We start from the raw sequence: 22969 nt of genomic DNA, 5'->3' as shown, positions 1-22969 counted from the left end.
GATTTATGAACTATAAACTTTTCTCATATAGTAACTTGCCTACAAGGGAAACTATTGAAAATTTTTGGAACCCTGGAACGTCACAACATCCTATGCTACTCCAACATGACTCATGAACCTATCTACGAAGATTCACACTTTCGCTTGTGACAAGGACTTGGGTGGAAAAGATTTTCAATAGTTTCCTGAAGTAGGCTCACATAAATTAAGTTATTTATTACCAACCTAGAAGTTTAAACTTCTCTATTGCAACTTTCTTCACATCTTCCATTGGTTTTACAAATAGTTTTAATCGGTCGAATTCATCAGGTTTCCTTATAACTTCTTCCCTTAGCTTATTTCCAAAGGCCATTCTTAAAGCTGTACCTATATTTACCTTAGCTAGGTTATGCTCTGTCGCCAATCTCTTTAGATCTTCATCTATGACACCACTTGAACCATGCAATACTAAAGGCATCTCAGTTATTTCTTCTATCTCCCTTAATCTATCATATTGAATCTTGGCCTCTTGAACCTCCATTCTATGAACAGTTCCTATAGATATGGCCATGGCATCTATATTCGTTTCTTCTGCAAATCTTTTAGCTTCCATAGGGTCTGTGTATACGGACTCCACTTCCTTATTCTTGTCAGTATAAGCAACTGAACCAATCTCTGCCTCCACACTAATTCCCTTAGGATGGGCTAGCTTAACTACTTCCTTTGTATTTCTTATATTTTCTTCTAATTCATATTTTGAACCATCATACATGACAGAGCTATATCCTGCCTCTATGGCTTTTTTTACTAAATCGATCTCCTTAGCGTGATCTAAATGGACACAAACAGGAACTTTCGCCTCTTTAGCCATTGCTCCAAACAACTTTGCATAAAATTTCACATCCATATGCTCAACTGCATCCTTATTAGACATGAGTATAACGGGAGCATTGCACTCTGTAGCTGCATCAATAACAGCTTTAGCATCTTCATATCCAAATACATTAAATCCAGGTACTGCCCTCTTATTTTCATTAGCATCTTTTAGGATTTCAACCATATTTACTAACATAATTTACACCTGCCTAGCTTATTTTTTTTTCGTAGTTCTCAATGAAGTCTTTGATTGTATCAAGTGTAGGCATAGCATCTGAACAACTATGACTAGATACAACTATGGCAGCTGATCCTGCTCCTAATTCCATAGACTTTTCCACACTCATACCATTTATTAATCCATATATGAATGCACCTGCATAAGAATCTCCAGCACCAAATGTCTTAACCGGTACTACAGGGAATACGGCTCCTGTTATAGCTTCACCCTCTTTAGTATAGGCAATTGAACCTTCTTTACCATGTTTAATTACTACTATCTTAGCATTAAAATCAAACCATTTTTTAGCTGTCACATAATCATCTTTATTTCCCTTATTAGTAATCATTTCCATCATGTCAAATTCTTCTCTAGTTCCTACGATTACATCACATTTTTCTGCGGCTAATGAATAGTATATGGCCGTTTCTTCTTCTGACTTCCAAGTATATGGTCTATAGTCAATGTCAAAAAACACTACTATATCATTCTTTCTAGCAAGGTCAAGTGCTGCAAATACGGCTTCCCTTGAAGGGCTTGCTGCAAGGGCTGTTCCTGATATTAATAGAGCCTTAGCACTTTTAATATAATCTTCTTTTACATGACATATATCTACCTTTAAGTCTACTGCATTTTCCCTATACATAATAAGGCTACAATCAGTTGGTGATTTTATCTCTGTAAATGCAAGACCAGTCTTTGCACCTGTTTTATCTGTAAATATACTAGATGAATCAATCCCTTTACCTTCCATATATCCTTTTAAATATCTTCCCATGGCATCATCAGCAACAGTACCTATAAAACCAGTCTTAGCACCTAGAGCTGCCATAGCTACAGCAATATTAGCAGGAGATCCTCCTAAATATTTAGTGAAAGTTACAGATTCCTCAAGGGGTCTATTTATCTCATTTGGATTTAAATCAAGTCCAATACGTCCTATAGCAACAAAATCTAATGGTCTATCCTTTTGAAATACTAAATTATTCATCATGCTTCAATCCCTTCCTCTATATGGTTTTATTTACTCTATAAAATACAAAGGGCGATTAGTATTTATTTTAAAAGGGAGTATTAACAAATGTGAGGATTGTTTTACCTTTAAAATTACTAATCGCCAGTTCAAAAAGCTTATTTATACATTATATCTCCAAATAATTCTTCATCACTAGGAACTACTTCTTTAATAGGCTTAGATACCCAAGTAGTATTGATAAAGTGCTTATAAGTTACGTTCTCTGATGCAATGTTTCCTCCCCAAGTTCCGCAACCTAAAGTTAATGTAAATGGCATACCATTATCCCAGTTACCACTGTTTCCATAACATTGTGGTTGTCTAACCATTACTCTTGAAGTCTTAGTTCTAATACCATATTCAACAGCTCTATCGTCATCTTGAGTATGAATTCCACAAGAGTGTCCTGTTCCTTGGTATCCTGTAATCTCATTTACCTTATCTATAGCTTCATCAAAGTCTTTAACTTTATATACTGTAAGAACTACAGACATTTTTTCCCCAGAGAATGGGTGATCTGCTCCTACTCCAGACTCCTCTACCATGATGAAAGTCTTACCTTCTGTTAACTCTACTCCAGCAACTTGTGCAATCTTACCAGCTGGTTGTGCTATTATTTCTCTATTTAAATGTCCATGTACCCATAGGGCATTTTGAACCTTATCTTTTTCTTCACTATTAGTTAAATATCCGCCTTCTCCTTGTAAGTTCTTTAAAAGTTCATCATATACACTTTCAACTACTACTATGGAGTTGTCTGAAGAACAGCTAGTTGCATAGTCAAAAGTTTTACTTAACATGATTTTGTGTGCAGCATCTTTTAAATCAGCAGTTTCATCTACTACTACTACTGCATTACCAGCACCTACTCCATATGCAGGAGTTCCTGAACTATAAGCTGCTTTTACCATTCCAGATCCACCCGTTGCCACTACTAAATCACTTTGAGCCATAAGTTCATTACTAGCTTCCATTGATGGTTCTTCAATTCCTATTATTAAATCCTCTGGTGCTCCAAATTTCTTTAGTGTTTCTCTCATAATATCTACTATCATTGTATTAGTTTTCTTTGTTCTTGGATGTGGAGCAAAGACGATGGCATTTCTTCCCTTAATAGCATTCATAGCTTTAATTACTGGAGTTGCCTCTGGATTTGTACAAGGTAATAATGCACCAATTACTCCTACAGGTTTAGCTATCTTAATAATTCCTCTAGCTTCATCTTCCTCAATAACTCCTACAGTTTTAGCTCCTAACATATCCCTAAGGTTTCCTTTAACCTTCTTTTGAAGCTTTCCATATTTCCCTTCGTAATTTCCAAGTTCAGATTCTTCTACTGCAAGTTCAGCAATTTTTTCAGCGTTTTCAGCTTTAACTATATTCCAAGCGATAGCCTTTACTAAAGTATCCACTTGTTCTTGAGTATAGTTATCAATTTCCCCTTGAGCAACTTTTGCTCTATCTATTAATTCTGATACAAAATCCTTTGCACTAATTGACATTTCCATGAAATGATCCCCCTTGTATATTTAAAATTCTATATATTTTAAACAGTTTTAACTGTTTCTTTATTCCTTATCTGGCCAGATTACAGCATTCTCATCTAGTAACCACTCATGCTTTTCTTCATTTATTCTATCTGTCCATGGGTTGTTATCTAAATGTCTTATCATCCAACAATAATACATGGCATAACCAGGAGCTGTAGCTTGTGGGTGTACAAGACCACCTTCTATTATGGCTGCACTGTCCTGTTCAATTTTATATACATTATCACCAATTATTGAACAACCAAAACCTTGAGGTTTACTGAACTTATAATAGTAAACTTCTGGTTGGGGATGATGATGTGGTATGTAACTTGACCACTTACCTGGATAATTTATTACCTCACCTATTACTAAATTAGAATAAGGTGCATTTGAGTAATCAAAAATAGTTCTAACTACCCTTCTTGATGTTCCTCCAAGTACTCCATCTCCAAATATGTCGCTTCTACAATTAGATTTATCGTATACCTTAGAATCAAAGTCCTTATGATTATTAGTTTTCTCTACTAAAACTTCACAATCATCAATTGCTTTTATGATAACTTCCACATTCTTAGGAACATGTAAGCACCAAGGCTCTTCATCAAATACTGAGCGTCTTTCTACTACTTCTTCTCTGTCTTGCCACTTTATTAATATCTTTCCATCTAGTATTAAAAAAGCTGATTCCTTTTCCTTATCTAAACAAACTTGACTTTCATCCTTTTTTAACTTATATACTCCTATGTCCATAAGCATGGAGCTATAAAGTTCATCCATATTACAAATTTCATTGTATCCATATTTTAGTCCACCTGTTTTATGTAGCATGATTCTCCACCTCGACTTTATGTTGTTTTGATAATGTTTTTGTTATATTTCTTTGCATTTCCTGTTTTATTGAGTATGTTTTGAGTATCTTTTGATTACATTGTACCATTTACTATTGCATTCATCAATATTTTTTTTTATAATGTACATAGAAACTTTTAAAAATATATAAACGAAAGTTTTCATAGCTTTTACTTTATAAATTGTTTTGACTAAAAGATTATGGAGGTATTCTATTGAAACTAGAACGTATAAAAAAAATACAAGACTATCTCATTGATCATCAGTCTGCATCTTTAGATACATTGTGCACCCTTTTTAATGTGTCCAAAAATACTATCAGACGTGATATTAATGACTTAGAGGATAAAGGTTTTATAAAAAAAGTTTATGGAGGGATTATCTTAAATCAACCAGAAAAAGCTACTCCATATCCAAAGAGACAAGAACAATTCATCCAGGAAAAAGAAGAAATCGGCCTTTTAGCCAGTTCCCTAATAGAAGATAATGACACCATATTTATAGATTCTGGTTCTACTACTATTCACCTATTACCTAACCTAATTCATAAAAAAGGGATAACCATAGTGACTCATAGTTTAAATATAATTGGAGAATCATCCCTCTATGAGAACTTGAATTTAATCTCTACAGGAGGAATATTGCAAAGGGATACTAATTCCTTCGTAGGTGTGGATAGTATTACCTTTCTAAAAAAGATAAACATAGACAAAGCATTTATGGCTTCCACAGGATTCTCCATAGATAAGGGTGTTACTAATACTAATTATCTAGAATCGGAAATCAAACGTACTGTGGTAGATATTAGTAATAAAGTAGTTTTAATGGCCAATGACACAAAGGTTGGTTGTTCATCCTTTATGAAATATTGTGATCTTAGTGAAATTGATTATTATGTTACTAACAAGGATATTCCCACCGAATACAAAAATTTCTTTAATGAGAATAATATTTTAGTATTGTTCTAGTTTTAAATTTTTTAAGATGGCCCTTTCGAGCCATCTTATTTTATTTATAATCCAGTCTTTTCCCTTATGAAACCCCTTGCCTTTTTAGCATATTCAAATGGATTGGCAACAGCAGGATCTTGCTCTGCTTCAACAACCATCCAACCTTCATAATTAGTATCCTTTAAAACTTCAAAGGTTCTGTCAAACTTAACTGCACCGTCCCCAGGAACAGTGAACACTCCAGCTTTAACCCCTTCTAAGAAAGACCATTTTTCTTCTTTTAATTTTCCAAGTACATCTTCACGTACATCCTTTAAATGAACATGAACTATTCTATCTGCATATTTCTCAATAATAGTATCTACTGCTTCTTGACTACCTTCTGAGAAATACATATGACCTGTATCAAATAATAGATATACATCATCATTTGTCATTTCCATAAATTTATCCACTTCTGCAGGAGTCTGTACTCCAGTTCCCATATGGTGATGTAGAGATACTTTCATACCCTTTTCGGCTGCAAGGACAGCTAATTTATTCATACCAGTAGCTACCTTTTCCCATTCTTGTTCTGTAAATACTGGTTTTGCATCAAATATGGGCTTATCTAATCCTTGAATAGAATGACTTTGTTCTGAACATCCTATGACTTTTGCTCCCATTTCATGTAAAAAATCCCTATGCTTAATAAATTCTGCAATAGTTTCTTCCTCCTTGTCTATTGCAAAGAAACAACTAAACCATGCATTACAAATTTCAACACCTCTCATGTCTAAAGCTTTCTTTAACACAGTAGTATCCTTTGGATATTTATTTCCAACTTCACTTCCTGTAAACCCAGCTAAAGCCATTTCACTAACACATTGTTCAAAAGTATTTTCTGCTCCTAATTCTGGTAGATCATCATTTGTCCAAGCTATTGGTGCTATTCCTAATCTTACTTTATCCCTATCTAACATATCTAATCCCTACTTTCTTTTATTTATTAGTATTGTCTTGCCTTTGATACTTCTTCTTTAATACTCTCTGCTGCTTTTTCAACCTGACTCTTCTTAGCAACTTGGGCTGTACCTACTCTCCACCAGCTTTCATATCCATGAGTCATAGTCTTAGGTAATACTTTTACATCTATTAGAGTACTCACACTTTGCTTTTTACTATCTTCTATGGCAAATCCAAGTTCCTCTAAAGTCTTAACCTTATAAGTTTTAGCTCCGTAAGAAGCTGCGTTCATGGCAAAGTCTACAGGCACTAAGCCTCCATCTAACTTACCTGTTTCTTCATTTCTAAATCTAAATTCAGTTCCAAAGCTTCCCATACCTTGATACATTTGTAAGTTATTAATACAACCAAAGGTCATATTATCAAATAGGATTATATTTATTTTCTTCTTTTCTTGAATGCTAGTTGGAAGTTCTGAGTGTAGCATCATATAACTACCATCACCTAAGAAGGCATATACCTCCCTTTCTGGTTGGGCTATTTTTGCTCCTAATGCTGCTGAAACCTCATATCCCATACAAGAATATCCATATTCCATATGATAAGTATTAGGTGATTTAGGCCTCCATAATCTTTGTAAATCTCCTGGTAAACTTCCAGCAGCTCCTACTACTATGGCATCCTTATCTAATAACTTATCCAATTCTCCTATTACTTGAGTTTGAGTTAAACATGAACCCGTTTGCTTATAAAATTCTTCTAATACATGATCTAAATGACCTGGATTTTCCGGTTCAAAGCCTTCTTCATATTCACAGTTAAATAATCTTTCTACTTCTTCATCCCACTTACTCTTAGCCTCTTTAATTTCGTTCCCATATGCAGACTTATAGTCTACCTTCTCAAGTTCTTCCCTAATTGCATCAAGAGCTAACTTTGCATCACCTACTACTTTAGTAGCATCTAGTTTCTGGCCATGGAAGTCAGATACGTTTATAGTTAACACATGCACATTTTCATTTTCAAATAATGATTTTGATCCAGTAGTAAAGTCAGTAAATCTTGTACCTACTCCAATTACTAAATCTGCTTCCTTAGCAATAAGGTTAGCAGCCAGTGTTCCCGTCACACCAATTCCACCTAAATTAAGTTCATGATTCCACTCTATGGCACTCTTTCCTGCTTGAGTTTCACCAAATGGTATATTAAATTTCTCACAGAATAATTTTAAGCTTTCAGATGCCTCTGAATATCTTACCCCTCCACCACATACAACTATGGGCTTTTTCTTAGTTTTGATTAAATCTACTCCATGGGCTATAGCCTCCATAGCTGCAGGTCTTCTTTCAATCCTATGAACTCTCTTTTTAAAGAAATACTCTGGATAATCATAAGCTTCCCCCTGCACATCTTGAGGTAAACATATAGTTACAGCTCCCGTATCACCTTGATCCGTTAAGACCCTCATGGCATTTATCATAGCTGTCATTAATTGTTCTGGCCTACTTACCCTATCCCAATATTTACTCACTGCTCTAAAGGCATCATTTGTACTTATTGTCAAATTGTGAGTCTGCTCCACTTGTTGCAGTACTGGATCTGGTTGACGAGTAGCAAAGGTATCTCCTGGTAATAGCAACACAGGAATATTATTAGCAGTTGCCGTTGCAGCTGTTGTTACCATGTTGGCCGCCCCTGGTCCTACAGAAGATGTTGCAGCATAAATTTGTTTTCTATGCTTTTGCTTCCCATAGGCCATAGCCGCATGGGCCATGCCCTGTTCATTACGCCCCTGATGTACTACTAAGTGTCCTGGATCTTCTTCTAATGCTTGACCTAGTCCTACCACATTCCCATGTCCAAAGATTGTGAATATTCCCTTTACAAATCTATATTCTTGGCCGTCAAACTCTACATATTGGTTATTCAAAAACTTCACAAGAGCCTGAGCTACTGTTAATCTCACCGTTTTTGCCATATTGCCTCCCCCTTTATATTTAGTTTTCTCTATTTCTTCAAATATTTTATAAAAGATTATAGGCTGCCAAATGTTTGCCTTCGGCCATCTGACAACCTATATGATTTTTTATAATTGTACAACTATATTTTCTTGGAATGCCTTTGTGGCAGCAAATGCAACTTCTGTATTCTTAGTACCATCATATACAGTAATATCTGGCTTTCTTTCCTCTACTATGCAATTAATAAATTCTTGCATTTCAATAACATAAGCTTCTGAGAATCTTTCTTGGAAACTTTGAGAACATTCACTTACAACTCCATTGTTATCAAATATTTTGCACATATTCTTAGCAGGTTCTGCTGCAATTCTTAGGGATCCTTTAGTACCAACTATTTCAGTTTCAACTTGGTATCCATGGGCTGCATCCCTTCCTGCATAGAATAGAGCCATAGAGTTATCTTTAAATTTCATTAGTGAACATACATTATCTCCGTCCCCATACTTGGCAAACTCTTCATGGACATAACTTCCACCTATAGCATATATTTGATCAACTTCTGATCCTAAATACCATCTTGCTAGATCTATATCATGTACAGCCATGTCTATGAACAACCCACCACTAGTAGCAGCAAATCTTATAGCTCCATCTATAGTGTGTTCTGGATCACAACTAGTACACTTAATTAGGAAAGGTTTTCCTATTCTACCTTCGTCAATTAATTTTTTAGCATAAGCATAAGAAGGGTCATATCTTCTCATAAATCCTACCATGAACACCTTATCTTCATTTCTTTCCACAGCCTTTTCAGCTTCCCTACATTCTTCCACAGTAACTCCAAGTGGCTTATCCACAAATACATGTAATCCTGCATCTAACGCTGATACTATTTGCTTTACATGAAATGGAGATGGAGATAATACGGCAACTGCCTCTAATTCTTCATTTTTAATCATTTCATCATAATTTGTATATCCATATGGAATTCCCCATTCCCTTTGTACCTTATCTACTTCCTCTTGTACCACACTACACACAGCAATTAATTCTGCATTTGGAATTTTAAATGCTAAATTTCTAGCATGCTCTATTCCTAGTCTTCCTAGGCCTACTATTCCAACTTTAACTTTTTTCATATTTCTTTGTCCTCCTTATACTTAATACTTATTGAGAGTTTCCTATCTTACTTTTATGTAATTTTACTTAGCCCTTTTATAAATCACAGATTCTTCTGATGATTTTTCATATTTATGTCCATATCCATATATGAATAAGCACTAAATACGTTGCCCTTTTCATCAGTATGTTTCCGCAAACGTTTGTATTCTTTTTTTTATAGTATATCACTTTTTCAATTAAGTCAATATTTGATTTCTATTTTTTTTGACATATTATTTATTTTCATAATTCAACTACATTACTCGTTTTTACCCATACTAGTATTTATGTATCTTTTGAACCTTTTATAATAAAAAAAATATATTTAATTTTATGAAATTTCGTTTAAAGGAATTTTATTAGCAAACGTTGTCTATAAATATTTTCCCATTGTGCACATATTGATTTTTCCTTATTTTATCATTAAATGAAAATACAAAAAAAGGTATCAAATCGGAATATTCGTCAATATTCTAAATATTTCAATTGATTTATCCCTGATATAATGTTATACTTCATTATGACACAAGGGTTTTCATTACATATTGCCCTTTGAAAACCATTTATAACCTGTATTTAACTTCACTTAACAAGTTTCTTGCAGTTTTTATTTTTACCATCACAGCAAACGTTTGCTAAGAGATACATCAATTAAAACTTTATCTTATGAAGTTTTAAATCTACCCTCTTAATTCTTTGAATTACTTTCTGTGAAGTTATACACATATAAAATACTAATAGGAGGAGTTTAAAATGGATTTATTAGCAATAATGTCTTTCATATTTTTCACAGGTCTAGTTGCAGTCATATCTTGGTGGATGACTCGTGGTGATGACCTAGATACACAAGATGGTTACTTCCTAGGAGGAAGAAGTTTAACTGGCATAGTTATAGCTGGTTCTTTAATGCTTACAAATTTATCCACAGAGCAAATGGTTGGTTTAAACGGCCAAAGTTATATTACAAATATGGGTGTAATGGCTTGGGAAGCTACTGCCGCATTTGCCCTTGTATGTATGGCTTTAATATTCTTACCTAAATATTTAAAAAGCGGTATAACAACTATCCCTGATTTTTTAGAAGAACGTTATGATTCTAATACAAGACAGATCATATCCATATTATTTTTAATTGGTTACGTTCTAACTTATCTTCCTACAGTTCTATATTCTGGAGCTCTTGTGTTAAATGGAATATTCGATATTCCAACCATTTTGGGAATTAGCCAGTTCCAGGCTTTATGGATTACTGTTTTCGCCATTGGTATTGCCGGATCAATATATGCCATATTTGGTGGTCTAAAGGCAGTAGCCGTTTCTGATACATTAAATGGTGTAGGTCTATTACTAGGTGGATTACTAATCCCTATATTTGGTTTAATAGTTTTAGGAGATGGTAGCTTCTCTGAAGGTCTAAACACTTTAGTAACACAGCATCCAGAAAAACTAAATGCCATTGCACCTGCTGATGCTAAAGCACCTTTACTCCCATGGCCCGTATTATTCACTGGATTATTCTTTAACAATTTATTCTACTGGTGCACAAACCAATCTATCGTTCAAAGGACTTTTGGAGCTAAAGATTTAGCTGAAGGTCAAAAGGGTGTATTAGGAGCTGGTTTATTAAAACTATTAGGACCTTTCTTCTTAGTACTACCAGGTATTATTGCATTCCATTTATATGGTGATACTCTAACCAATGGAGATATGGCATATCCAGTTTTAGTTAGAAATGTATTACCTAAGCCCCTATTAGGATTCTTTGCAGCCGTATTATTCGGAGCCATATTAAGTTCATTCAATAGTGCACTTAACAGTTCAGTAACTTTATTCACATTAGATATTTATAAGCCTAGGATTAAGGCACAAGTTGTACATAGTGAAGTGGCAGCAACAATAGAAGTATCTGATAAAGATTTAGTTGCAGTAGGAAAACGCTTTGGTATTTGTTTAGCAATTCTTTCCATGATTATTGCTCCATTTATAATATACGCACCTAGTGGATTATATGGATATTTACAAGAATGCTTCGGCTTTTATAATGTTCCTATACTAGCATCTATAATAGTTGGATTCTATACGAAGCGAGTACCTGCAATCGCTCCTAAGATTGCACTTTTATCTCATATAGTTTTATACGGAGCATCTAAGTTTGTAGCAGCTGATGTACATTTCTTATATGTATTAGGAGTTTTATTCCCACTAAATGTATTAGTAATGATTTTAGTTGGAAAAATAGCTCCTAGAGATACGGACTTTGTACAATCTTATACAAAACAAGTAGATATAGTTCCTTGGAAACATGCTAAAACCGTTTCTCTATTCATTACAGTTTTAATGTTATTACTTTACTCAGTATTCTCTAAAATAGGTATAGCTGCTTAAAGATTTCATAAACATATAAACACCCCATTTTAAGTAAACCAATTTCATATTTTATGTATATAGTATAGGTTGCTAGATGATACGTATCATTTAGCAACCTTTTATTTTTTCTTTTTCTATAGATTTCATGGTTTTATATTTGCTTTCTACAGTAACTTGCCTACGAAGGTAAATATATTGAAAATTTTTGGAATTGTGGAACGTCACAACATCTTATGCTACTTGAACATGAGTCATGAACCTATCTACAAAGATTCAAACTTTCGCTTGTGACAGGGACTTCAATAGAAAAAATTTTCAATATATTTTCCTGAAGTAGGCTCACATAAAGCCCGTTTATAAATACGAAATCTATAACTTACCTTATTTCTTTTTATGCTTATAAGCATCTAATACAACAGCACCAACTATAATTCCGCCCTTTATTACCTGTTGCCAATAAGGAGATACTCCAAGTAAGCTAAGTCCGTTATTAAGTACTCCAATTATTAGGGCTCCTACTATAGTTCCTCCAATAGTACCAATACCACCATTTAAACTAGTTCCACCAATAACTGTTGATGCAATGGCATCTAGCTCATATCCAATACCTGCTGTTGGGTTTCCTGAACTTACCCTTGAAGTAAGTATTATACCTGCTACAGCTGACATGATACCTGCATAAGTATATATGGCTATCTTTACTTTTTTAACATCAATACCACAAACCATGGCTGCCTGTTCATTTCCACCTATGGCATATATGTATTTACCTAATTTAGTCTTTTTAAGGATTACATGTGTTAAACAACCCATAGTTAAAAATAATATAACAGGAATAGGCACAAAGCCTATGCTATCTCCACCTATTACTAGGAATGATTCTGATAAATTACTTATAGGTCTTCCTCCACTATAAAGTAGGGCTACACCTCTAGCTGCTGTAAACATACCTAGTGTTGCTATGAAAGGTGGTATCCCTGTAGTGGCTAATGTTCCTCCATTTATAAATCCACATATAGCTCCAACAAGAATCCCTAAAATTATGGCAAGAAATACACTTCCTTCTGGTGAAGCATAGTTGGCAACAACAACACCTACTAATGCTAATGTGGAACCAGATGATAGATCTATACCACCCGTTATGATTATTAAAGTAACGCCAAATGCTATAGTTCCAATAACAGAAACTTGTCTAACTATGTTTATTAAGTTTCTAGGGTTATAAAAGGCTGGTGTCAATAAGGACATTCCCATGACCATAAGTAATAAAATAACCATAATACCATATTTATTTGCAAATTTCTTTAAATCAAACTTATTATCCTTTTGTTTAATAACTGTACTTTCTGACATATATGATTCTCCTTTCATCAGATCTAAATTTATTTTGCAGCTACAATACCTGTAGCTAATTCCATGACCTTCTCTTGAGTAGCCTCTTCTCTCATCAACTCTCCTGTCTTTTTACCTTCATGCATTACTACAATCCTATCACTCATACCTAAAACTTCTGGCATTTCTGATGAGATCATAATTATGGCCTTACCCATTCCTGCAAGTTTGCACATTAATTTATGAATTTCAGATTTTGCTCCCACATCTATACCCCTTGTAGGTTCATCTACTATAAGTATATCTGGGCTTGTTAACATCCACCTTGCTAGTAATACCTTTTGCTGATTTCCACCACTTAAATTTCCTATTACCTGTTCAAGGTTAGGTGTTTTTACATTTAAACTCATCCTTTGTTCTTCACAATCATCATTAACTTTTTTATCTGATATTAATAAGCCATTTGTATAACTATCTACAATAGGCATTATCATATTATCCGTTAAGGCTAATGGTAAGAAACAACCTGTTAGCTTCCTATCTTCCGTAAGTAAACCTATACCATTTTTTATTGCATCTGCCGGTGACTTTATGTCTACTTTTTTTCCATTAATATAAACTTCACCTGAGTCTGGAGTATTAATTCCAAACAAGCTCTCTACTACTTCAGATCGACCTGCTCCCATAAGACCTGCTAGGCCTACTATTTCTCCCTTTCTCACATTGAAGCTTACATTTTGAAATTTCCCATCTAATGTAAAATCTCTAATCTCTAATATTTCTTCCTTAATATCTACAAAGGTCTTTGGAAACATTTCCTTAAGTTCCCTTCCAACCATCATTTCAATTAATTTATTCTTATCTATATCTTTAGCAAGGGCAGTCCCCACATATTCACCATCCCTAAGGACAGTTACTTCATCTGTTATTTGAAAAACCTCTTCCATTTTATGGGTTATATATATAATGGCAACACCCTTATCCCTTAGTTTATTTATTATAGTAAACAGATGGTCTACTTCCTTCTCTGTTATTGCAGAAGTAGGTTCATCCATAATAATCAAGTCCGCATTATATGAAATAGCCTTTGCAATCTCTACCATTTGGGTATATGCAGTAGATAAATTTTTCATCTTACTAGTCACATCGATTTTAATATCTAACTCTTTAAATAATTCTTCTGTCTTCCTATACAATTCTTTCTCATGAACAATGAATCCCTTCACAGGTTCTCTTCCTAGATATATATTTTCTGCCACTGTCATATCAGGTATTGGACTTAACTCTTGATGAATCATTGATATGCCACTTTCAATGGCAGCTTTTGTTCCTTTACTAACTAACTTTTTTCCTTTAAATATTACCTCTCCACCATTTGGTTCATATATTCCCATTAGTATTTTCATAAGGGTAGATTTACCTGCACCATTTTCTCCCATGAGTGCATGAACTGTCCCTTTTCTTACTTTTAAGCTTACTCCACCAAGGGCTTTTACCCCTGGAAACTCTTTTATAATATTTCTCATTTCCAAGATATAATTATGAGTCAAACACTTCACCTTCTTCTAATTAAGGGAGAAAAGTCTTAACAACTCTTCTCCCCTATTTATTTTTACTAATATGGGTTCATGACTATTGCCACTTAGCTATGTATTCTTCCACATTTTCCTTAGTTACTAATTCAAAAGGAACCCAAAGATTCTTTTCAACTTTTTCACCTTTTACTAGCTTTACAGCTGCCTTTAGGGACTCTCCACCTTGACCAAATGGACTTTGGAATACAGTTATGTCTAATTTTCCTTCTTTAACATATTCAAGTGCATCTATAGTGGCGTCAACACCTGCAACAATAACGTCATCCAGTTTTCCTTCTGCTTCTAATGCTCTTATGGCACCTATTGCCATCTCATCATTATTAGATACGATAGCCGCAAATTCGTCACCTGATTGAATCCAATTTTCAGTGATTTCCATTCCCTTAGCTCTATCCCACATTCCAACTTCAGTTCTAATAATATTTACATTTTCATACTTGTCTGCCACTTGCTTATTTCCTTCAGTTCTCTTAATTTCAGCTTCTTGTCCTGCTGGGCCTCTTAATATACCTATGTTTCCCTTTTTACCAATTAATTCAACAACCTTCTCCATTTGTACTATTCCTGCATCTATGGATTCAGATCCTACATATACATCACAACCTTCAAATATGCGATTAACTCCTATTAATGGAATTTTAGCTTCTTTACAAAGTTTAACATATGGTTGTGGAGCATCCGTATCAACAATTACTAATATGATAGCGTCAACTCCTTGAGCCACTAAGTTCTCAACGTTAGCTAATTGAGTAGCAGAGTCATCCTTACCATCTGTAAATACTACTTCCACATTACCTTCCTTCTCAGCTTCAGCCTTTATTGCATCATAAAGATACGTTTGCCACTTATCAGAGAAACTAGATGCAGCTACACCTATTACAATTTTGTCATCTTCCTTTTTCCCTTCTTCACTTGAAGTATTAGTTGACTGCCCACACCCTACGAACATGGATAAAACTAATACTAATACTAGACCAAGAGCCAAAAACTTTTTAGTCTTCATAAAAAAAATTCCCCCTTAATAAAAATGATTTATATAAAATCGCAACAACCAATTGCAACTTCATATCTTAGACTATTGATTTTTCATTTTCCTCTATGGTGATTTTTGTAGACTTTTGCAAATTTACAATACTAAATAGATTCGTAAAACGTTTTCCGCAAACGTTTGTCGTAGTTAATTTTTATGTTATATTAATTCGATTTAAAAGTCAATGACTTTTTTGCAATCTTCAGAATATTTTACCCCTTCGGTTTTTTGGCAAAACACGGCTTTATTACCAGCATTGAAAGGACTCTTCTAGTTTTATTTTTTTCATAAATTTAATTTATTTTTTACTTAATATGACTCCTTCCTAAATTTTTCAAATAGATTCCACCTCCATAAAACGACAACGTTTTCGTTTTATTTTTAACACAATACTGTATACACTCCCTAAAAAATATAAGAAAAAAGCTTCTATCAACTTGATAGAAGCTTTTTTCTTATATTTTTCTAGTTGTCTTTCTCTTTATTAAATCTGGTTGTAGTATTATTCGTTTCAAAGTTTTTTCCTTACCCTCTTTTATATCTTCTAAAAGGGTATTTACAGCTATTTTTCCTAAATTATATTTAGGTTGATATACGGTTGTTAATTCTATTTGTGGAAGAGATGCATAGGATATATCATCAAATCCAACTACTCCTAATTTTTCTGGAATATGAATTCCTGCTTGATTTGCATAATGGAGTACACCTAGAGCCATTACGTCATTACCGCAAAACATGGCATCTATATTAGGATTATCAATCAATGCCTTTTTAGCTAACTCATAACCACTTTCAGAATTAAATTCTCCTGATAATATGAGATTATCATCTATACTTATGTTGTTTTCTAATAGAGCACTCTTGTATCCCCTTAATCTTTTTTCGTTAGAATAAGCATGTTTTTTCCCACCTAAATATGCAATTTTTTCATATCCACATTCTATAAGGTGTTTTGTACCTATATATCCACCCTTTTCATTGTCTACTTCTACACAACTATGGTTACTATTCACATTATTCCCCTCTAATATTACGTAAGGAGTATTTATACGATCTTCTAGTTTTTGTTCATCTTCACAGGGCTTTATTATGATTCCTTCAACCCTTTTTTCTTCTAAATTTTTTATATATTTCTTCTCTAATTCCAAATCCCAATTAGTTACACATAATAATGCAGTGTACCCCTTCGTACTAGCTTCTTCTAAAATGCCCTTTGCTATTTCCGCAAAAAATGGGTTTAATATATCTGGTATAATTACTCCTATTGTGTTTGATTGCTTTGTTACTAACTCTCTAGCAAGTTGATTAGGTCTATATCCTAGCCTCTTTGCTTCTTTTAATACTCTTTTTCTAGTGTCTTTGCTAACACCTTCTTTGTTACTCAAAGCTCTAGAAACTGACGAATATGATATACCCAGTTCTCTTGCTATGTCTTTTATCGTTACCCCAAATTACTCAACTCCATTATTCAATATTGTTATAATTATAGCAAACGTTTTTGTTTCTTACAAAAATCTATTAAGAGGGATTTTCCTTTATTATATATACAATCATGTATTTTAGTCAAATATATGCCTAAAACTTTTTATTATTATTTTTTCATATTTGGGAATTATATATTAATAAGGGAGGTGCTTATATGAAGTATAAACGTGCAAAAGAAATTCTTGAAAACACTGGAAATATTACAGTATTATATAATGGCGAATCTATCTGGATAGAAAATATAGATCCAAAAACTAGTACTGCTTTAATTACAACCTTCGATGAAGAAGTAATAGTACCTATAAAAGAATTATATGAACACTAAAAGCATCTGAAAGAATCAGATGCTTTTTTAACTTCAAGAATTTTTTTGTGAATGATTTCACATTGTTGTATTGTCTTAAAAATGAACGTGGACTAGATAAAATTTAATCCCCTTATTACTCCATCCTAAATCCCAAGGAACCCTATATCTGTCTGTATTGTGGCAATTAACTAATGAATAGCCCTTAGAATCAGCTCCTGAAATAACTGATATATGAGTTATCTTTCCCTTTTTTTCATAGGCAACAAAATCACCTGGCAGTAGTTTATAAGCAGCCTTATAGACCTTATTATAGTCACCATAGGCTACTAATGAAGCCCTTCCTGAATAAAGCATATATTCTTTAAACCCTTGGGCATTTAACCAGCTTCTACTTCCATTTCCCTTACTATAATTCCAGCTACTAGTTTTTTTAAATTTACCACCTTCATGAAGAATTTGAGAAGCAAAGTTAGCACAATCCCCTCCTAAAGGATTAAAATTCCTATATTTTTTATTATAAGTCCTATTCTCCACCCCTGCTGCTCCACAATATTTATCTGCATAGTCTATTGCATTTTTTCTTCTATCTGATATTTTTTCTAAATCTCTTCCTTTCTGACTTTCTATGTACTTTCTTATTTCATCACTCTTTACTTCTTCCATATTTAATGAATCGGCAAAGGGATCCTTATACCATTCCTTTGCAATTATAAAACCTTCGTCCGTTTCCTTTACATAAATGGAATGATAAGTTCCAATCCTAAAGGAGTTGGTTTTTTCCTTATGAACATTATAATTATATATATACTCTGTAGACACTGCCAAGTTTGCCACAAAGCCATTATATTTTGCCTTTATCCATTTTACATCCGCATAAGAATTTATCTTAATAAATGTAACTCCTTGTTTTTTAGACCAATTATGAAGATATTTCATCTTTTTAATTTCATGGGAGTAGGCCCATTTTCCATAGGTAGTATTTAGGTCATAATAGGACTTAAGACTATCCTTATCCTCATTTAAAATAGCCCTATTTCTGTCCTTTAGTAGATGAGATAGTTGAAAGTTCAACTCTTTTTCAACAAATATGGTCACTATATCATTAGAAAATATATTAACTGAAATGATTATAATAGCCATTATAAATATTAATTTATATTTTTTTAAAAAGTAAAACATATATTTTCCCCCTGCATAGAAAAAATCTTTCATAAAATTATATGTAAGTTGTGCTAGTCTTAGGCAAAAAATATATGTTTTATTATATTTTTTTTAATATTTTACCCATAAGCTTATAATTATTTCTTACTCCATCATCTAAATGGATTTTCAAATCCCTCATATGTTCTACGTTTTTTATATAGCTTATTAGTTCATTTTTTTCTTCTTCATCTTTGTATTTTAAATTATTTTTCATTTCTTTTATTAACTTCTTAAAAGTATCCTCCTTATATCTATGAATATATAGGTAGCCTTCAAAGGACCTTTTCTTTCCAGATGATAATTTAAAATATATGGGCCTTCTTTTATATTTCTTCACATGATCCTTATAAAATCCATTCATTATGTATTTTTTTATATTATTTATAGGATCCTTCCCTTTCCCTAATAGATCACCAATAAATTTTATATTTTCATGAAAATATTTTTCCTTAAATACAAATTTTATAATATTTATTAATTCTTTATATAATACATGGGACTCTATTATCTCAAATTCACTAGGTTTGAATTCATATATATTCCTATTAAAATTTCCTCCTGCAAATACTACTCCTTCTTTTTTCACATCATATCTTCCCATAATGCATCCTACAAAATATGATATTAAGGATTTTATCAGATCTTCTTTATTTATCCCTGTTAAGGTTATATCCTCTTTCCTAACTCTGTAATCTAAATCTAATCCATAGTTTTTTATAAATATTTTATTTATTTTTTCTTCTATTTTGACTAGTTTTTCCATTTCCTTATACCTTTGAATCAAGTAATTATCACAAATATTTTCCAACCTTTCTTCGCTAAACTGTAAAAGGGGGTGATACTTGAAATTCCAAAATATTTCTTTCTCTTCCCAGTCTCTTTTACATATATCTATGGCCCTTTTAGATAATATGTCTACCATTTCCTTATCCCTTATTAGGATGGGAATCTTCCCCATATCCTTAGGCTGAAAATTTAAAGTGGGGTTTATTATCTTCATGATTTTATCGCACACTTTAGAACATAAGAAGCCTGTCATATAATTTATTAAATTTTCATCTAAAAATATACAGGAACCAGCCGTATCAAATATAAATCCAGATGGATGAATTCGTGCACCAAAGTATGAGGAACTCACAAAGGACCAGGTTATTCCCTTATTAAAATAATACTGGGTATTTGCTATGCCTATATTAGATTTTCTGTTTTTGTTTAAATAATTATTATAGGCCCTTATATTTTCTCCATCATTGTACCAATCTACCACGTGAAGTAAATTTCCATACCATTTTCTAAAATTGCCACCTTTATTATATGGAAACCACTTTTTTTCACATTCCATAGCTTCCCTTCTACTTCTTATATTTAATGCCACTTGGTTAATATCTACTTCATACCAAAATCTCACAAATCTATTATTATCGCTAGTTTGAAGGCCTACCCTACAATCTGCCATATTTCCTAATTCTTCTCCTTTTTCAAAAGCCTGTATCATCTTGCCTTCCACCCAATAGGCTATATTTTTTTTAGGAATTTTTAAAAATTCCCTTTGATCCATTATATATTTATAATCTACCTTTTCATTTATGGACCTTATTAAATTTAAATCTTCACTTTCTTCTCCTTTAAAATTTGATAGGTTTATAAATGTACTATTTATGCCTTCTTTTTTGTTCTTTAATACAAAAGAGCAAAGGGGTACTGTAGCATCCTGAAAACCAGAGTATTGTAACTGTATTAAGGATAAAATAGTTTTATTTTTAATGATATTTTCCCTTAAATTTTCATAACTATTTATAAACATCCAAACAAAAGGCGTCATAAGACCTATGTATCCATCCTTCTTTCCATATTCCATACACCTTAATATAAATGCTGCAAACAAGTCTTTATGATATCCATAATAATTTTTTCTTAAATAGTTTTTCATATTCTCTGGCATAGCTCTTGTGGATAAATAGGGGGGATTAGTTATGACTAAATCATATTTGTCATTTATCATGTCATATAGTCTATTTATCTTTCCATTATTTTTCCTGTGAATATTTGTTATTTTTTTACTTTTAATTAAAGAACCGTATTGTATTTCATTGTAAAAATCATATATAATATTATTAGGGATATTTTTCTGAATATTCCCACAAATAAAATTTTCTACTTTGAAATTCAATTTATAAGTGAAAAATTTTTCATCAACCCTCAAGGATTTAAACATGAGAATTAATTTGGCCATATTTGTAACCTTTGGATCAATATCTAAACCATATAGATTTTCACATATCAATCTCATGATTTTTTCTTTATCATAAGCTAATTTACTATAAAATTCATATAATAATTCAAAGGCATAGGATAATATATGTCCTGTTCCACAGGCTGGATCTAATATTTTCAAATTTTCAATTTTATAATCATAATCTAATTTTTCATCTGAAGGAATATAATATTTAAATTCCATATGGATATTTTGTTTTTTTAGTATTCTTCCTAGGGTATTATCTACCATATATTTTACTAACCAACCTGGTGTAAATATTTGAGTTTTTGAATATACACTATTATGAAAAAGCCTTATAAAGTATTGGTATATCCATCCTAGAATTTCTGGATTATTCCAATCATTTAAATTAATATAATCTATGTTAATTAAGTTTTTCATAGGTATATTATGGATATAATAATCTTCTAGGGGCTCTGCAAAATACTCATCATATTTATCATGAAGAATATGACTAATTTTCACTAATGATTTTTCATCATGTTTTTCCACAATATTATGAAGAAGTAAGGATTCTTCCTTAGAAAGGATGTTATGAATATATTTAGGATTAAAATATAAAAATTTTATTATTACAATCCAGTAAAATAAGTTATATATATATTTATCCTTCAATTCACATTTACATATTATTTCATATATGGTTGAGCTAAACTTTTTTATTTTCTTTCTGTCCACTTGTATCCTCCTAATTTTCTGAATTATGGAATTTTTCTATATGTTTTAATTATAACCTACTTGATTAGGAGTTAAAATAATTTTAATATGAAGAGGTGAGGTTAATGAATATAAGAAAAGAAATTAAAACTACATTCAAAATAAGGAAGTACACCCTCATGTGTTTATACACTAGTATATTATTTTTATTCCTCACTTTATTTAACATAATATTTTTCAATATAGCCCTACTATTTTTTGTTATCTTTCTTATTTTGTCTAAATTATATTGGAAATGTCCAAGATGTGGTAAACACTTCCCCCTATTTAAGCTAGATATACAAGATATGTATACTTGTGTTCATTGTAAAAGAAGACTTATAAACCCTCCAATAGATTTAACTGAGTACAAAAAAAGTCATTGTTAAAGGCTGTGTAATTACACAGCCTTTAACAATGACCTCTTTATTTAAAATAAAATCTCCATTCACGTCTTATTAAAAGTATATATATACTATAAGCTCCTAGTATGGTTCCTAAAGGAAAATTTGCTAAGTTAAATAGGGATAATACTATTACTAATATTCTAGCCCAATTTTTTCCTTTCATCAAATAGTACCCTCCTAATATACCAGGTAAAGATACTATTAATAAAATAACAACTACAATATTACTCAATGCTGTTATGGGAAGTATTACTCCCATATCTCCGCTAAATAGACTAAGTCCTGATGCAAATAATCCCATGAATGCAACTATAGCTAATCCGAGTCCACTATATATCATATAAGCTATACCTATTATTTTTATATGATCCTTCATATTTTTTTCATCCATATTCTCACCTCTTCATATTAGGCATATTCAAAAAATAAATTAGTTATTTTACTGGTTATTTGAATTCTTTTCTTCGTTATGGAATCGCTTACATATGTTTAATATGCTCACTCACCATGCCTTGAAAATAATCCAAATTCCTCAGAAAATTTACTAGTTTATTTTTTTCATATGCCTTATTATAAATTTCGTAACACTAAACTTTCTTTATACAGTAACTTGCCTACAAGGGAAAATATATTGAAAATCTTTGGAACCCTGGAACGTCACAACATCCTCTGCTACCTCAACATGACTCATGAACCTACCTACCAATATTCACACTTTCACTTGTGACAAGGACTTGGGTGGAAAAGATTTTCAATATATTTTCCTGAAGTAGGCTCACAT

17 protein-coding genes are annotated in these 22969 nt (G+C 32.4%); 3 read left to right on the top strand and 14 right to left on the bottom strand.

Annotated elements, in window-relative coordinates:
• Nucleotides 1-217 precede the first annotated feature (217 nt).
• The 4 genes from N4A57_RS06350 to N4A57_RS06335 form a co-directional block, all read right to left on the bottom strand.
• Complete coding sequence (locus N4A57_RS06350; protein ID WP_293656935.1) at nucleotides 218-1051, bottom strand: class II fructose-bisphosphate aldolase; 834 nt, start codon at nucleotides 1049-1051, stop codon at nucleotides 218-220.
• Nucleotides 1052-1064: 13 nt separating this feature from the next.
• Complete coding sequence (gene iolC, locus N4A57_RS06345) at nucleotides 1065-2069, bottom strand: 5-dehydro-2-deoxygluconokinase (protein WP_330671470.1); 1005 nt, start codon at nucleotides 2067-2069, stop codon at nucleotides 1065-1067.
• 137 nt (nucleotides 2070-2206) lie between these two features.
• Entirely contained in the window at nucleotides 2207-3598 is a 1392-nt protein-coding gene (sauS, locus tag N4A57_RS06340; RefSeq protein ID WP_293656934.1) for an acylating sulfoacetaldehyde dehydrogenase, read from the bottom strand.
• 60 nt (nucleotides 3599-3658) lie between these two features.
• Nucleotides 3659-4450 (bottom strand): 5-deoxy-glucuronate isomerase, encoded by a 792-nt coding sequence (locus N4A57_RS06335; protein WP_293656933.1) that lies wholly within the window; start codon nucleotides 4448-4450, stop codon nucleotides 3659-3661.
• 236 nt (nucleotides 4451-4686) lie between these two features.
• Here N4A57_RS06335 and N4A57_RS06330 point away from each other — a divergent pair, with 236 nt between their 5' ends.
• Complete coding sequence (locus tag N4A57_RS06330; RefSeq protein WP_293656931.1) at nucleotides 4687-5439, top strand: DeoR/GlpR family DNA-binding transcription regulator; 753 nt, start codon at nucleotides 4687-4689, stop codon at nucleotides 5437-5439.
• Between the two features lie 44 nt (nucleotides 5440-5483).
• Here N4A57_RS06330 and iolE read toward each other — a convergent pair whose 3' ends face one another.
• From iolE to iolG, 3 genes are all read right to left on the bottom strand, one after another.
• Nucleotides 5484-6383, bottom strand: a complete 900-nt coding sequence (gene iolE / locus N4A57_RS06325; RefSeq protein ID WP_293656930.1) for a myo-inosose-2 dehydratase — start codon at nucleotides 6381-6383, stop codon at nucleotides 5484-5486.
• A 26-nt stretch (nucleotides 6384-6409) separates the two neighbouring features.
• Nucleotides 6410-8344 (bottom strand): 3D-(3,5/4)-trihydroxycyclohexane-1,2-dione acylhydrolase (decyclizing), encoded by a 1935-nt coding sequence (iolD, locus tag N4A57_RS06320; protein ID WP_293656929.1) that lies wholly within the window; start codon nucleotides 8342-8344, stop codon nucleotides 6410-6412.
• A gap of 108 nt (nucleotides 8345-8452) precedes the next feature.
• Nucleotides 8453-9466, bottom strand: a complete 1014-nt coding sequence (iolG, locus tag N4A57_RS06315; protein WP_293656928.1) for an inositol 2-dehydrogenase — start codon at nucleotides 9464-9466, stop codon at nucleotides 8453-8455.
• Between the two features lie 775 nt (nucleotides 9467-10241).
• On the opposite strand from iolG, the gene N4A57_RS06310 reads away from it, so the two are divergent.
• Nucleotides 10242-11873, top strand: coding sequence for a solute:sodium symporter family transporter (locus N4A57_RS06310; protein WP_293656926.1), 1632 nt, complete (start codon nucleotides 10242-10244; stop codon nucleotides 11871-11873).
• 363 nt (nucleotides 11874-12236) lie between these two features.
• Here N4A57_RS06310 and N4A57_RS06305 read toward each other — a convergent pair whose 3' ends face one another.
• The 4 genes from N4A57_RS06305 to N4A57_RS06290 all read right to left on the bottom strand — a co-directional run bounded on the left by N4A57_RS06305 (nucleotide 12237) and on the right by N4A57_RS06290 (nucleotide 17242).
• Nucleotides 12237-13208 carry an ABC transporter permease gene (locus N4A57_RS06305; RefSeq protein ID WP_293656925.1) on the bottom strand — a complete coding sequence of 324 codons (972 nt, stop codon included), beginning with the start codon at nucleotides 13206-13208 and terminating at the stop codon, nucleotides 12237-12239.
• Between the two features lie 29 nt (nucleotides 13209-13237).
• On the bottom strand, nucleotides 13238-14713 hold the full coding sequence (locus N4A57_RS06300) for a sugar ABC transporter ATP-binding protein (RefSeq protein ID WP_293656924.1): 1476 nt from the start codon (nucleotides 14711-14713) through the stop codon (nucleotides 13238-13240).
• Between the two features lie 106 nt (nucleotides 14714-14819).
• The gene (locus tag N4A57_RS06295) at nucleotides 14820-15785 is read right to left on the bottom strand and encodes a sugar ABC transporter substrate-binding protein (RefSeq protein WP_293656923.1); all 966 of its coding nucleotides are present in this window, start codon (nucleotides 15783-15785) and stop codon (nucleotides 14820-14822) included.
• A 482-nt stretch (nucleotides 15786-16267) separates the two neighbouring features.
• A complete protein-coding gene (locus N4A57_RS06290; RefSeq protein WP_293656936.1) occupies nucleotides 16268-17242 on the bottom strand; it encodes a LacI family DNA-binding transcriptional regulator in 975 nt (324 codons plus the stop codon).
• A 209-nt stretch (nucleotides 17243-17451) separates the two neighbouring features.
• Between N4A57_RS06290 and N4A57_RS06285 the strand changes: the two genes are divergently transcribed.
• Nucleotides 17452-17622 (top strand): H-type small acid-soluble spore protein, encoded by a 171-nt coding sequence (locus N4A57_RS06285; protein WP_293656922.1) that lies wholly within the window; start codon nucleotides 17452-17454, stop codon nucleotides 17620-17622.
• A 75-nt stretch (nucleotides 17623-17697) separates the two neighbouring features.
• Here N4A57_RS06285 and N4A57_RS06280 read toward each other — a convergent pair whose 3' ends face one another.
• The 3 genes from N4A57_RS06280 to N4A57_RS06270 all read right to left on the bottom strand — a co-directional run bounded on the left by N4A57_RS06280 (nucleotide 17698) and on the right by N4A57_RS06270 (nucleotide 22579).
• Nucleotides 17698-18783 carry an amidase domain-containing protein gene (locus tag N4A57_RS06280; protein WP_293656920.1) on the bottom strand — a complete coding sequence of 362 codons (1086 nt, stop codon included), beginning with the start codon at nucleotides 18781-18783 and terminating at the stop codon, nucleotides 17698-17700.
• Nucleotides 18784-18865: 82 nt separating this feature from the next.
• Complete coding sequence (gene pglX, locus N4A57_RS06275) at nucleotides 18866-21763, bottom strand: BREX-1 system adenine-specific DNA-methyltransferase PglX (protein WP_293656918.1); 2898 nt, start codon at nucleotides 21761-21763, stop codon at nucleotides 18866-18868.
• Nucleotides 21764-22207: 444 nt separating this feature from the next.
• Nucleotides 22208-22579 carry a hypothetical protein gene (locus tag N4A57_RS06270; RefSeq protein WP_293656916.1) on the bottom strand — a complete coding sequence of 124 codons (372 nt, stop codon included), beginning with the start codon at nucleotides 22577-22579 and terminating at the stop codon, nucleotides 22208-22210.
• Nucleotides 22580-22969: the final 390 nt, after the last annotated feature.

The organism is Anaeromicrobium sp., assembly GCF_025210435.1.
Taxonomy (GTDB): domain Bacteria; phylum Bacillota; class Clostridia; order Peptostreptococcales; family Thermotaleaceae; genus Anaeromicrobium.
Note: the sequence above shows the minus strand (reverse complement) of the source record. Positions and strands in the feature narration are given on the sequence as shown.